This is a genomic window from Prevotella marseillensis (assembly GCF_900625065.1).
Lineage (GTDB): Bacteria > Bacteroidota > Bacteroidia > Bacteroidales > Bacteroidaceae > Prevotella > Prevotella rara.
This window is the reverse complement of the sequence record NZ_UYXY01000003.1, coordinates 76213-90741: the sequence shown is the minus strand read 5'-3', so window position 1 is coordinate 90741 and position 14529 is coordinate 76213. Positions and strand designations below refer to the sequence as shown.

Sequence of the window (14529 nt, the reverse complement as noted above, 5' to 3'; positions counted from 1 at the left end):
ATTCCCAAAAAACTTACACCTGAAGAGCGAAGATCTATCACTTTTTGAAGATATTGACCCTTTTGTGATTTATTTTTCCTCATAATTATTTTATTTATGAGTCAACTTTTTTCAGGGTAAGACAATGCGTGATGAGTTGAAACGGCAACTCGTCACGCTGCAATACGTTGATTATCAGAAGGTTAAACCATTATGTGACGAGTGATGAGTCTTTAGAAAAAATATTTTTTCGTACAGATTTGTTATATTTACTGATTTAGGTTGACCGGCTCTCCGCCTGCTCCTGACAGAGGTTGACTCAGCCCATGCAGGCAAAAGCTATCCTTTTGTGTCGTAAAAGACCACATTCTGCAGTCTGAAAGCATACCTTTCGCAAGACAAAAGACCGCATATTGCCAGGCAAGGTTTTCGTCAGATTTTTCTTGACATAGCCCGTTATGCCTGCGAAAAATCTGACTAAAATCCGCTAAGCAAAAATACAGAGCAAACCCTTATGGCTGATTTGGGATAAAAACACCGGAGGGACATGCGTCATGGCGCATGCCCCTCCGTCAAACTGAATCATAAAAAACATGTATTAAGCCGTATGCGGCCGATGCCGCATTGGGGGTTAATCTTCACCCCAGATGCTCTTGTGCTCAGGCGCGAGCATAGGGTTGTCGCTGACTTCGTCGTTCCATCCGAGATCTGTATCCGATGTCGGGGGAATATTAGAGGCCTGCATCAGGTTGCCTTCAAACTTTACTTCTACTATTTTACATTCCGGTTTTATATACTTTTCCATAATATGTTTCTCCTTTATCTGTCTTATTTAATGTTGTTGTTTATTTCACTGCTACTTTCTTACCGCCTACGATGTATATGCCTTTGGGCAGCTTGTCGAGGCTCTTGCCTGCGTAGACGCCGGTTACGGTGTAAATCTTCTGGCTGTCGTCGTTGCCGTTCATAACGCCGTTTATGCCAGTTGTGCCGCCGTCGCCGTCGAGCGAGAAGCCTTCAGGAGCCTGCGATGCGTCTGTTATGTCGATGGCAAGGAATGCGCGGTTGGCTGTGTATTCGAATGCTGCGCCGTCGGCTGCGCCCCAGTAGAATCCGCATTTGCCGTCGTTGCCAAGTGCAAGCTTGTAGTATTTAACGTTGGTTCCCTCAACAAATGTCATTCCGTCTGCGTCAACGTTGTCTGCGCCATAGAGCATGTTGCCTGCAGGAGCCGTTTCTTCAGATGTAGTGTAGTTCACAGTGTAGTCGCCTTTCTCGCCTTTAAGCACGATAGGAGTCTTAGCAGGAACAACAGTGCCCGGCTGATAGTTGTAGCTTACGGTGAGCTGGCTTGTCTCATTGTTGGCTTTAGTTACAATTCCGCCCTGCACATTCTCCGGCATTACAAACGCCTTGTTGGTGTAGTATGTGGCGAATCCGGCGTCGGTGATTGAGAATGAACCGGTGGTAGGCTCTGACACTTTTTCCCATACAAAGGTTATGTCTTTGATGTATAATGCTCCGTCGTTGCTTCTTATTCCAACATAAGGATAGTTGCCTTCGATGGTCAGTGTTGTTTCACCTTTTGCTAAGCTGCCGATAAGTTCACCTTGGTTTGTATTACCACTTGTTTCATAAAGTTCTGCTGCGCTTGTATATGGATTTGTATTTCCGTAGACATCAATTTGTCTGGCGTTTGCAGTTGAATTATCCCATATTATAATTATCTGAGATATTCTTCCACCTGATGTTGTAGCAACAATTCCAGAATTGCTGTTGCTTGATCTTAGTTGGATTGAGCCAGTGTTATTCTTTGCAGAATTACCTGCATAAACGGCATCTGAAGTCTTTGTTACGCCAGAGAAATCTATATATTGTGTAGTTGTCGCAGCCAAATCTTCAGCTGTGATAACGTCGCTATAAACCTGCTGGTTCGGGTCAACGATATTCACTGTGCATGTTGCAGTTGCGCCGGTGTATTTGTCGCTTTCTGCCAGTGTTGCAGTAATGGTTACGCTTCCGGCTGTAGTGCCAGCCAAGAATTCGCCCGATGTTTCATCTATATACCAGTCGCCTTCAGTTGCAGAATAGGTTATCTGTGCATCCGGATTGTTTGATACGGCTTTCAGAGTAATTATCTCATCAAAGTTCACTGTATATGATGGCTGTTCAAATTCGAGTGTTGCGGCTGTCTTGTTTACCGTAAGCTCATACGAAGCAGTAGCATTTTCACTCTTAAGTTCTGCTGTAATTGTAGTTGTTCCACAACTTTTTATAGTTATTTCTCCTGTTGTGTTATTTATTTCTGCAACATTCTGTTCTGAGCTTGAATATGTAACGTTCTTGTCTGTAAAATTATTTGTCAATGTAGGTAACTTTTCTGCAAAGTTTTCATCTGTGATTTCTATTACTGCATAGTCTTTTGAAAAATGAAAGTTTTCTGAAATTGAACTCCTTGCAAAAATCTTAACATTGTCAATAAAAGCACGTTTTGAAGTAGTTGCAATCGTGATTGTTGAATTTGATGTTCCACCTGACATTTCAACTGTTTTAGTCTCAAAAGCATCGTTTATGGTTGCAGAATATTCAACTGTTTCATTTTTCGTTCCGTCAAGTGAAATTGTAATTTTACCTTCAACGTTTGTCCAACCTTTAACATCAAAAGTAACGTAGAAAATGCCATTGTTAGAAGATAAATCTAACGTCTTGGTTGTTATGGATCCAGTTTTGCTACTCGTTCCCAATTTTACAGTTCCACCAGCTTGATAGGTATTTGTCGTTATAGGAAATTTATCATTTTTCCATGATTTATTTGAAGGACCACTAGTATTATTGTTTGTTCCTTCATTTGCACTTGAAAAGTCTTCTTCAAGATAAACCGTCTCTTGTCCCCATACATTTACCGAGGCCAAGCACATAAGGGTCAGCAGCCAGAGCGCCAATCCTCTTCTTTGTGTGTGTAAAAGTTTTTTCATAAAATTAGTGTTATAAATTAGTCGATTTTTTAATAGTTAATATCTTGTATTATATCTTATGCAGGTGAGATTTTGTGTGCCTCAAGAGATAATTCAGAATCGTAATATATCCAAGGTGCAAATATATGGATATAATTCCAATAAATATAAAAAATGTAAATAAATTATTGCTTTGAAACTAATTTATAATGAAAACGTAAAACTATATATACTTTTTACGATTTTGTCGATTTTTTTGTTGGTTATATGTATTGTATAAAATTATCTGTATAGTCTGCTTTATTGTATTTATGTTGGGTAAACAATATGATATGTGAATTCATTTTATATTGCCTATGAGAGTTTTGTTTATGATGAAATATCTATTGCTTTGCCTTGTTGGGATTAAAATTCTCTTTCCTTATTTAAATCTGAGAATTATCATATTTTTGTATTATGCATTATTCTTAATTAGGATTGCAATCAGAGTAAAAAAATGCGTAAAGACAAAAGTTAATTATAAACAAAGTCAATACGCATTAATATCTGAATCTTTATCAATAAGTAGGCCTATGTAATGGCGGTTGTTGTTTTCTCCTCAGTTTTTTTCTTTGATGATTTTGAGAATGTTTCTTTACATTTTGATCATATATTTTTATCCATTGGGTTTTTATTTCATTATTGGTAACTTGTACTAATACATATCCGGTTTCGATTTTCAGATCAATAGGCTTTACTTCATAATTGTCTGTGTTTTTTATACCTCCACGTTTTATTTGAAGGGAACCGCCTCCACCCCCACTTATTACCTGTTGTATAGTATGTCCATTATGACTAATCTGGCTTAAATTATATTGATGAGTATGCCCGCAGAAATAATATTTTACATCGTATTCTTCAAGCAGATTCCAAAATTTATTTCTGTTTTCCGTGTTTTCATCAAGGCAGACAGGATGAAAGGTGTTACAACTGAATGCAGGTTCATGTCCAAATGGAATTATAATATTGCCTTTATCAATTCTATTAAGGGCTTTTTTCAACCATTCTATATCTACAGTCCTTTCTCCGTTTAAGTAGTTGTCCAAGCCTACGAATGTAATATTCTTATAGGTGTATACAACATTCAGTTCAGGAGATATTATTCTTTTCCATGCCTCAATATTATTTCCTTTCACATCGGCTTCATGATTTCCACGTACTGCAAGTATTTTAATGCCAGCATCAGTAAGTGGTTTTGTCAGTTTTTTCCATTCTGTAAGCTCTTTAGTCATGCCTTCGGCACTTTGTCCTTTGCCTCCCTGTATCAGGTCGCCAACAAACAACACAACTTCAACTTTATCTTCAAGAAGTTTTGGAACAATCTTTTTTATCGTATAAGCATTGGGAACATGCGTATCTCCAACAACGGCAAATTTCCATGGATTATTTCCAAATGCCATAACCAATGACATGCAAAAGAATATGGCTGTAAACATTAACTTTTTCATTGTTTATAAATTTAATAATTTCATCATTTAATCTTACGGACACATCTTACAGCATTGTAAACACATTGCATATCTTTTTGAGGACCAAAAAAATATGGTACATTAGATGGATTGTCTGATTTAGGATCGCTACGCTGTGCTCCTGCTCCGTGCACATCGCATAATTCATCTGTGTGAGGCTCTCTTCCCCAGGCATGCCCGAAGCAGACATACACCGCTCTTTCGTATGGATTACGACCGTCAAGATGAGTGGTAGAACTCCAATAATACGCATAATCTTTCACTCCGTCATATAGATTATGCAATGTACATTCCAACAATGGAGATATGGCAGGTGAGTTTGTGTACGATGGTGAACGGTCATAATCAACGATAGATACCAGTTCTTTAGCATTAGGTAGATACCAGTCTGTATATCCGGCAAGACTGAGAGTGTCTGCATAAGCTAGAGCACCTTTCCAATCATATATCTTTCCGTTGTCAGCTTTTTGCCACATAAGCCCAGTTGCATAATCGGTTACTGTTCCATCTCCATTGTCTACAAGTTGGTTCTTGCCATATTCGGTGTTTCCTCTTACCATGCGAAAATACATTTTATTTTCTTTACCTCTCATTCTCAATGGATACCCTTTTATCCTACCGTCTACAAAATTAACACCAAAAATTGTAGTCTGCCCATTCATGGTCGTTCCCTTATATATGGTTGAAGTCCAAGTCTGTACATCAATTTCGCGTTCTCCTTTATTAAGATCGCCTATAGGCTGGTCAAAATATTTTGTGTCAATAAATGGCCGGATGGTCCGTTCACCCATAGCTTGTCCTGTAAACAGAATCAATGAATACAGTTCTTTTACAGTAGGAATGCGCCAGTCATTATACCCTCCTGTGCGTAATGATTCTGCTTTTTTCTTGGCTTCTTCGAATGTGAGCTTCTCTCCCATATTCTTTTCCCACATGAGTCCAGTGATAAGATCTGTGACGGTACCGTCACCATTGTCTTTATACTTTGGCTGGTAGCCATGAATGCATGCGTCTTGTCCGTAAAAATCCTCTCCCGGCATTGGCATTTCAATCTTACTATTATTGCTATAATAATCCTTCTGCCCGGTGTCAACTATCGGATACTTTATTTGTGAGTATACCATCTGTAGGCTAACTAAAGTAGCGGACAATAAAAACAATCTTTTCATACTTTTATTGGTTTACAAATCCTTGAACTTTAAATCTTACTCCTTTTGAGGTGATAATTTTCTTGTACAACACATTATTGTAGGAATATAGCATTTCGTCCTTCATTCTTATTTTCTTTAAACCAACTTTAGGTAAAGTAGGAACTGTCATGCCGATTTGTGGCTTTATTACTTCATATTCATGATTGACAAATTTATAGTATACACCATTAGCGTACAAATAGGGTACACTGTTGTAGTAAATAACGATACTCCTTACCGGCCTTTTCTTTATTCTTGAACCCACAAGTATAATAGCTCTTTTCGGGACTTTATGATGGCGATGTTCAATTACAACAATTTTATCCTTTTTTGTAGTAATAGCCTTTACTGTTGTACTGCATCCAGTCATCAGAAATTGGGCACACATAAAATAAACAAATACTTTCATAATATTTTATTTCTAAAAAGTGAAACAATCAATGGAATATTTATATAAAACCTTTTTCCATGTATTTCAGAAACTTTTCACCATAATTCTCGCTGATAGGAATGTATACCTTGTTGTCGAAAACAATTCTGTTGCGTTCTACTATAGTTATCTTGTCAAGGTTGACGATAAAAGAACGGTGGACGCGCATGAATATATTTTCAGGTAGAGTCTCTTCCATTTTTTTCATACTCATCAGGGACTTTATCGGCTCGTTTCCTTCAAGATATATCTTTACATACTCACGTTTGCTTTCTATGTATTTTATATCCTTGAAATTTATGCGTATAATACGGTATTCTGATTTTATGAAAAGATAATCTCTGCTCTGATGGATTTCAGGCAAACTGCTGTTCTGTCGGAAATATCTTTCGTTCACTTTATTTACAGATCTAAAAAAATCTGTAAAGCTAATTGGTTTGAGCAGATAGTCAGCAGCATCTATCTGAAAGCCTTCGTATGCAAATTCACTATGAGCGGTAATGAATATTATTTTTATTTGTTTTGATAATGATTTGGCAAAATCTATTCCATTAAGATCCGGCATGCTTATATCGACAAATACCAGGTCTACAGTGTTCTCTTTTAAAAAGATACAAGCTTCGATTGCACTTTCAAACGCTTTTTCAAGAGATAAAAAAGGAACAACTTCTATATATTCTGATAATTGTCTTAGGGCATGAGGCTCATCGTCTATAGCTATACATTTAATCATATCGGTATATTTAAAATTACTATGAATTCTTTTTCTGTTTTATTTATATTTAGTCGGTAAGCAGACGGAAACTCTATATCAAGCCGCTTTTTTGTATTCTCTAATCCTATACCTTTATGGCCTTCTTTATATGTGGTATGGTGATTGCTGTTTATGATGCGACACTCCATTTGATTCTTATCAGGGAATGATAAATCAATTTTAATATAGCTTCTTTCTTTGAGACTAACTCCGTGCTTGAAAGCATTCTCTATCAATGATGTGAATATAAGCGGAGGTATCGTTTTTTCTGGAATATATTCTGGTATAGAGAATGATATGGGAACCTTTTCTGATATTTTGAGTCTCATCAGTTCAATATAATTTTTTATGAAATCTATTTCTTTTTTTATTGAAATTCTTTTTGATTGTGATTCATATAGAATGTGTCTCATTAACCGTGAGAGTGATATGACAGTTTCTTTTGCTATATTCGGATCATAGTCTATCAATGCATGAATATTATTTAATGTGTTCATGAAGAAATGAGGGCTTATCTGATTTTTCAAAAAGTTCAGTTCGGTCTGAAGCATTTCTTTATTCTTTGTTTCCTCTTCCCTTATTTTTCTTTGTTGAATGAAAAAGTATTTTAATAGTAGGTTAAGTGCCAAGAGTAAAACCATAAAGATTATATTGTCAGATAACTTTTTTATTTTAAATAAGCCGGATGTATTATTGGCTATGTTTATCTGCATATGATACGGAGGTTCTGCGGGAAGTATTAGCATCTGTATTTCCCTGCATACGGGAAACAGCATTACAGAGAAGATGATGCATATTATTGTTATCAATCCGTAAGTTATATATTTCTTTTTAAGGAATAAGGTGGGTAGTAGAAATTTATTGTGTACGACAAATAATAGAAGAAATGGTAAAAATCTGATCCATTCAAGTATTATTCTTTCCAATCTAACGTCTCTTGAACTGCCTAAGATTATTATTGGAAAAAGAAACAATACAATCCATAATATTATATAAATCGTATTTTCAAAAGTATTTTCTTTTATCTTGAACATTAATAATATTTAATTTTAGTTGTTATTATAAATTAATATTACTCTAAATTTCGAATGACTTTCATAGAATGTCTTTTAGCTTTATTTTGTTTATTATTCATTCATGATGCAAATTTATTTATATACCAAACAGCAACAAAATATTTTCAATATAAAGCCATAATATTTCAATAAAGTGTTATTTCTTATCAATATTATTTTTTTTGAGCTTCTGTAATGTTTTATAACTGTTTTGATGTATATGTAGAGGTTTAGGCTCAAACTGCATGATATATTTTCTTAATGTAATTTAAGTATGTATTAATCTTTTGATGTTATTAATAAAATTGATAATGCTTTTATTATTTTTGTGGAAACATTAAACACTGGTGCTGTACGGGCTGTATTCGCTGCGACACGCCAAATTCAATATGAGGATATGATGAAACATACTGTTTTACTGACATTCTTTATGGCGCTGACCGGTCTTTCGGCACACGCCGCCGGCTATGACGACAAGGCCATGCAGGTGAAGGAGATAAGGCTGAGTAACGGACTGACCGTGTGGATAAACGAAGACCACTCGCTGCCTAAGGTGTTCGGCGCAGTGGTGGTGAAGGCAGGAGCTGCCGACTGCCCAAATACGGGCATTGCACACTATTTTGAGCATATGATGTTCAAGGGCACAGACAAGATTGGTACGGTGGACTATGAGAAGGAACGGCCATGGCTCGACTCGATATCAGCCAAATACGACCTGCTGGCGCAGACCGCTGATGAGGCAACGCGCCGGCAGATACAGGCCGACATAAACCGGCTTGGGGCAAAGGCTGCCGAGTATGCCATACCCAACGAGTTCAGCAATCTTGTGTCGCGCTACGGAGGTTCGGGGCTTAACGCCGCAACGAGCCTCGACTATACCGTATATTACAACACGTTTCTGCCGCAGTATGTAGACCAGTGGGCGTCGCTCAACAGCGAACGCCTTGTCAGTCCCGTGTTCCGCCTGTTTCAGAGCGAACTAGAAACAGTGTACGAAGAGAAAAACATGTATTCCGACAATGTGCTGATGAGCGCATACGAACGCGTGATGGAAAACTTCTTCGGCGGCACGCCTTATGCCTATCCGATAATAGGCAGCACCGAAAGCCTGAAAAATCCGCGGCTGAGCGAGATGCAAAGCTTCTACGACCGTTATTATGTGGCAGGAAACATGGCGCTGATACTTGCCGGCGATGTGTGTGCCGACTCCATAATGCCGCTGCTTGAGCGCACTTTCGGGCGTATAAGGGTAGGCGAGGCTCCGGCGCGCAGCGAGTTTATGCCCGTGTCGCTCGCGTCGCAGCCCGAAGTAAGGCTGCGCATACCTTATCCTATAGTTAAGGGCGAGCTTATGGCATTCCGCACACCGCCGCACGGACATGCCGACGAGGCCGCGCTCGACATAGCCGTAAGACTGCTGACAAACAACTTTGGTTCGGGCAAGCTCGACTCTATAAGCAACAACGGCGACGCGCTTATGGCCACGGCCATGACTGCCGCGCTGAAGGATGCCGGCATAACGTTTGTGGCAGGAGTGCCGAGTCTGCCGTTCGGCTCGCGCAAGAAACTTATGCGCAGGTGCATGGAGCAGGTGGACAAGGTGAAGAACGGCGACTTCGGCGACAGCGACCTGCAGGCGCTGAAGATGGAAGCCGGACGAGAGCTGAAGCGCAAGCTGGAAGATGCCGACAAACGTGGATGGATGATGGTTGAGGCTTACGGCAACGGCGAAGACTCATGGGCGGAGTATCTTGCACGTGAGCAGGCAGTAGAGAATGTGAGCCGTGACGACGTGATGCGCGTGGCGCGCAAATATTTCAACAACGAATATATGGACTTCGTGAAGAAATACGGCAGCTATCCTTCCGACAAGGTGTCGCAGCCGGGATATAAGCCCATGTCTGCAAAGAACATAACGGCGCAGTCGGCTTATGCCGCCATGCTCGACTCTATGGGGCACAAGGATGTTGAGCCGCGCATAATCGACTTCGACCGTGATGCCTCTCGCATAAGTCTCGGCCGCATGGCGGAGCTTTATGCCGTAAAGAATAACATTAATGACGTGTTCACCTTGCAACTTATCTATCACAAGGGAAAGGAGGCCGACCCGCGTCTTGGTGTGCTCGAATCGTATATCGACGCTCTCGGCACCGACTCGCTTACAAGTCAGCAGCTGCGCCGTGCCCTGCAGAACGTCGGTTCTACGCTCAGTTTCAGTGCCGGCAACAATTCGTTCACCATATCCATGCAGGGCTTTGAGCGCAACCTTGAGCCCTCGTTGAGGCTGTTGGCCCATTTCCTCTCGTCGGTTAAGCCTGACAAGAAGCAGATGTCTGAACTGAAACGTGCGTGGCGTCTTAACGACATGGCGTTTGTGAAAGACAATTCGAGCATTGCAAAAGCTGCGCTGTCGAAGATAGTCTACGGTGACAAGTCGGCTTATCTCAACCGTGTGTCTGTCGGTGATGTCAAAAAGATGAAGCCCGAAGAACTTGTCAGCCTGTTTGACAGTCTGCAGAACGTGCAGTTGTCTGTCGTTTATTGCGGCAGCCGCGACGCGGCATCGGTGGGGCAGGAGGTCAGCAGACTGTTGCCTGTAAGTAAAGCCTGTGAACCATATACCGACACTTACAAGCCACTGATGCAGTATGACGCCCCGACAGTATATATATTAGACAACCCAAAGGCACGCCAGACCGTAGTGGCCACATACACGCCGCTTGCCCCACTGCCAGACCAGGACGGGCGCACTTGTCTGCAGCTGTGGAGCCGCTATTTCGGAGGTGACATGTCGTCTGTGATGTTTCAGGATTTGCGCGAGCTGCGCTCGTTTGCCTATTACGCTTACGGCACGGCAGAGTTGCCGTCGCCAGTGCTTCATGCTGACGCTCCCGTAGGCTTCACTACAATGATGGGCACTCAAGCCGACAAGACAATGGATGCAGTGGCAACGCTCGACAGTCTGTTTGCCTGCATGCCCGTGCGCGACAAGAACATGAGCGACGCCCGCCGCTCGATGCTCAACGGCATAAACAACAGTTATCCTTCGTTCCGCAACATAGGTCAGACCATAGCCCTGTATCGTGCGCAAGGCTATAAGGCCGATCCTGACGCCGCCCTGGCGGAGTCGTTGAAGACCGTTACAGACGAGGATGTCTACGACTATTATAATAAAAATGTGAAAGGCCGTCCCTACATCCTGATTATTGTAGGCGACAAGTCGAAACTTGACATGCAGAAACTTTCAAAATACGGAAAGATAACAGAATTGAAGTTGGAGGAAATATACAGAATGTAATTTTTTAATTCATAATTCACAATTCACAATTCATAATTGGAACTGATGATTTAAACTCATTCCTAATTATAAAGTGTAATCATAATTATCCATTCTCAATTCTCCATTCTCAATTATACAAAAAAAGTCCCGGCTTTTGGCCGGGACTTTTTTGTATAAATTAATTACAGGTTCGGGTTAATCTTGTTCCACTCAGAGATTTCAGGAACGATGTTCAGAGTAACCAGCTCGTCGCGCATCTTGCAGAGGTGCTCGTAGCTAGCATCGAGTTTAGCGTTCTCCTCAGCAGTTCCCTGCGGCATCTCATAGTGAGCGCCGGTTGTGTCGAGAGTAGTCTTCATAGCCATCATGATGTGGTTGTATTTCTCGTTAGAAACATAAGTTCCAACAGGGAAACGGAAAGGCTCGCCACCCATCACGGCACGGATCATCTCAACAGAGAGATAAGCCGGGCTCTGGAATGAAGAACGTCCGCGGAGCTCGATAATCTTGGCACCACCCTTAGTAACGTCAACCTTCATCTGCTCCCACTCCTCGTTTGTGAACTCAGGTGTGCCGATGATTTCTGTCAGAGGTTTGCCGTCGATAGTTACGTGTGAGCCGAATACTGCCATCTGCTCTCCGTGACCACCATATGTAGCGCAACCTTCGATCTCGCTCTGCATAACGTTGAACTTCTTAGCCAGTGCGCTCTGCAGACGTGTAGAGTCAAGAGCAGCAAGAGTTGTAACCTGTGAAGGTTTCAGGCCAGAGTACAGCAGAGTTACAAGACCTGTAAGGTCAGCCGGGTTGAAGATGATAACAACGTGCTTAACGTCAGGGCAATATTCCTTGATGTTCTTGCCAAGTCCTTCAGCAATCTCGCAGTTGCCTTTCAGCAGGTCCTCGCGTGTCATGCCGGCCTTACGTGGAGCACCACCAGAAGAGATGATATACTTAGCGTTTGTGAAAGCTTCTTTTACATCAGTTGTAGCTGTTATCTTCACATCGCCGAAACCGCTCTGGCGCATTTCCTCAGCAACGCCTTCCGGTGAGAAAACGTCATAAAGGCAGATGTCGTTAGTCAGACCCATTGTGAGGGCTGTTTGAACCATGTTTGAACCAATCATTCCGGCTGCGCCGACGATTGTAAGTTTTTCGTTAGTTAAGAATTTCATAATAACTTGTGTTTTATTATTGTTAAGACATTCAATTGTCCTTGTTTTTTACCGTAATCGCAGGCATGGTGTGTCATACCTCTTTTAAAATAGTCCGATATGCGGCTTTACTTTTGCAAATTTAGTAAAAAGAATGGATATAAAATATTTATTAGTATTTTAGTTTGTTATTAAATTTAAAAAGACATATCTTTGTAATGTCTATTTTGCAAAATCATATAAAATATTATGTGATTTCGTCTAAAATGGGCAAGCCTGCCCTTATATAGGGTACATACTGTGTCTCCTGGCGTCCTTAATCGTCAGGAGATGTCCGGCTGTGCCGGCTTGCAGACCATAAATCGTGCCGGGAGTTTCGGCTCATCCTATTTTAATATATATGGTGGTTCCGGATGTCATGGCTTGCAGCTGCACAGAAGTCAGTATGGCGTGTGTTGTATTCATATTGTATGTTTTGCTTTTCTTGTCAGTAATATTATGAAAAGATTTTGCTTTTTGCTGGTGTTGTTGCTTCATGTTGTCTGCATGCATGCCTTGTATAGGGAGTTTGAAGGCAGGACTCACTATGAGGACTCTCTGCTGGAAACTGCCAAGAGACTGTCGGACAAGCGTAATTATAAAGAGTCTTTTGAGGTGCTGACAAAGCTGCGTGAGATGGCAGAACGCAAGAACGATTACGAGATGGTGTTCCATTGTCATATCAACTGGGCGTTCAATCTTGCCGAGATGCTCAATTATGACGACGCTTTAGACTATCTGTCGAAGGCATATAAGATTTCGGTGGAGAAACTCAGCAAGCGCGAGGAAATGTCAACCCTGAACAACATGGCATATCTTTACCTGAAAAGCAACAAGTATTTGCAGGCAAACGAATATTTCAAGCGCAACTATAATTATGCAAAAGAGATAAAGGATACAACCTTTCTGCGGGGATCTGCGCTCAACGTGGCCATTTCGGCGATAGATATGGGCAATCTTGAGGAGTGTAGGGTATATATGAATATAACCGAGCAGCTGGTTAAGCCCAATACAGAGGAATGGATGTCCCTGCAAGCCCTGAAGACCGACTATTTGTTTGAGACGCATCAGTATAAGGCTCTCATATCTTTTGCAAAACGTGTCATAAAGATGAACCTGTATCCGGATATAAGGCAGGACATAAGAATAAATATGTGTAAGGCCTATATCGAGATGAGAGACTATGACAGTGCAGTGGCAATGGCTAATGAAGGCATCGCTAACGAGACAGACCTTGTCAGAAAGCAGCCTTTCTATGAAATTCTCAGTGAGGCATATCTCTGCATGAAACAGTATAATCTTGCGTTTGCATACAAAGACTCGTTCATAGTAGCCAAAGACTCCATGCAGGTGCGTATCGACAGGGTGGCTTTCGAAAACAGCAGTATTCAGTTTGAACTGCTTAGGAAGGAGAAAGAGATAAGTGAATATCATGCCCGGGAAACCCGCACGCAGATTCTGATTGTCTTTATCGTGGTGCTGGTTGTCGTGCTGATATGGGCCTTGTCTAACCACATGGTTAAGGTGAAGCAGCGTCAGAAGATTGTGGAGCTTCAGCTCGAACAGGAGAAGAAAAATCAGGAACTGCTGGCGAAGAAACTTGAAGAGCAGGAGGCACAGAGCATGCTTGACCAGAAAGATTTTCAGCTTCAGCTTGAGAAGAAGAACCGCGAACTGATGTCTAAGGCTCTGTTCATGGCAAACAGAAACGAGGCCGTGCTGAATATTATAGACTCTTTGTCGAAGGATGTGAACATCGAAAAGAATTCACAGCTCGACTTGAATATCCGTGAACTCAAGTCGCATCTTTCTGAAAATAAAGAATGGAGCTATTTTACAACTTATTTTGAAGAATCTAACAAAGAATTTGTCCTTCGACTTAAAGAAAAGCATCCTAATCTTACCGCAAATGAGATAAGATTTATTTCTTTGGTATATATCGGCCTGAATAATAAGGAAATATCCTCCCTTTTGAACATAACATCAGAATATTGCAAAAAGAAAAAACAGAAAATTGCAAGAAAAATGGGACTTGAAGATACACATTCTATGTATCAATATCTTTTTTCTTTTAATGTGTAACCTCCTGTTTTAGGGCAAAAAAACGATATATCCCCATAAAAACACTACCAGGGTCCCCTTTTTATCCCCCTAATAAGCTTGAAGTTTAATCAGAATGTGCCTAT

The 14529-nt window shown here is 40.9% G+C and carries 10 protein-coding genes; 2 read left to right on the top strand and 8 right to left on the bottom strand.

The window, feature by feature from the left end; all coding sequences use genetic code 11:
* Positions 1–610: 610 nt before the first annotated feature.
* From EJL04_RS16445 to EJL04_RS14500, 7 genes are all read right to left on the bottom strand, one after another.
* Positions 611–784: a hypothetical protein gene (locus tag EJL04_RS16445; protein WP_156316891.1), complete on the bottom strand. Its 174-nt coding sequence runs from the start codon at positions 782–784 to the stop codon at positions 611–613.
* Positions 785–824: 40 nt separating this feature from the next.
* Entirely contained in the window at positions 825–2954 is a 2130-nt protein-coding gene (locus tag EJL04_RS14525; protein ID WP_125105488.1) for an autotransporter outer membrane beta-barrel domain-containing protein, read from the bottom strand.
* 536 nt (positions 2955–3490) lie between these two features.
* Complete coding sequence (locus tag EJL04_RS14520; RefSeq protein ID WP_125105487.1) at positions 3491–4420, bottom strand: metallophosphoesterase family protein; 930 nt, start codon at positions 4418–4420, stop codon at positions 3491–3493.
* A gap of 23 nt (positions 4421–4443) precedes the next feature.
* Positions 4444–5610, bottom strand: a complete 1167-nt coding sequence (locus EJL04_RS14515) for an Lcl C-terminal domain-containing protein (RefSeq protein WP_125105486.1) — start codon at positions 5608–5610, stop codon at positions 4444–4446.
* 4 nt (positions 5611–5614) lie between these two features.
* On the bottom strand, positions 5615–6040 hold the full coding sequence (locus tag EJL04_RS14510) for a DUF6515 family protein (RefSeq protein ID WP_125105485.1): 426 nt from the start codon (positions 6038–6040) through the stop codon (positions 5615–5617).
* Between the two features lie 40 nt (positions 6041–6080).
* A complete protein-coding gene (locus EJL04_RS14505; protein WP_164511792.1) occupies positions 6081–6791 on the bottom strand; it encodes a LytR/AlgR family response regulator transcription factor in 711 nt (236 codons plus the stop codon).
* Positions 6791–7849, bottom strand: coding sequence for a sensor histidine kinase (locus tag EJL04_RS14500; protein WP_125105483.1), 1059 nt, complete (start codon positions 7847–7849; stop codon positions 6791–6793). Before EJL04_RS14500 ends, EJL04_RS14505 begins: the two co-directional genes overlap by 1 nt.
* A gap of 418 nt (positions 7850–8267) precedes the next feature.
* On the opposite strand from EJL04_RS14500, the gene EJL04_RS14495 reads away from it, so the two are divergent.
* Complete coding sequence (locus EJL04_RS14495; protein ID WP_164511791.1) at positions 8268–11168, top strand: M16 family metallopeptidase; 2901 nt, start codon at positions 8268–8270, stop codon at positions 11166–11168.
* A gap of 164 nt (positions 11169–11332) precedes the next feature.
* On the opposite strand, the gene EJL04_RS14490 is transcribed toward EJL04_RS14495, so the two are convergent.
* Positions 11333–12325, bottom strand: a complete 993-nt coding sequence (locus EJL04_RS14490; RefSeq protein ID WP_021853564.1) for a malate dehydrogenase — start codon at positions 12323–12325, stop codon at positions 11333–11335.
* A 477-nt stretch (positions 12326–12802) separates the two neighbouring features.
* Here EJL04_RS14490 and EJL04_RS14485 point away from each other — a divergent pair, with 477 nt between their 5' ends.
* Positions 12803–14425: a transcriptional regulator gene (locus tag EJL04_RS14485; RefSeq protein ID WP_125105481.1), complete on the top strand. Its 1623-nt coding sequence runs from the start codon at positions 12803–12805 to the stop codon at positions 14423–14425.
* The last annotated feature ends 104 nt before the right edge of the window (positions 14426–14529 follow it).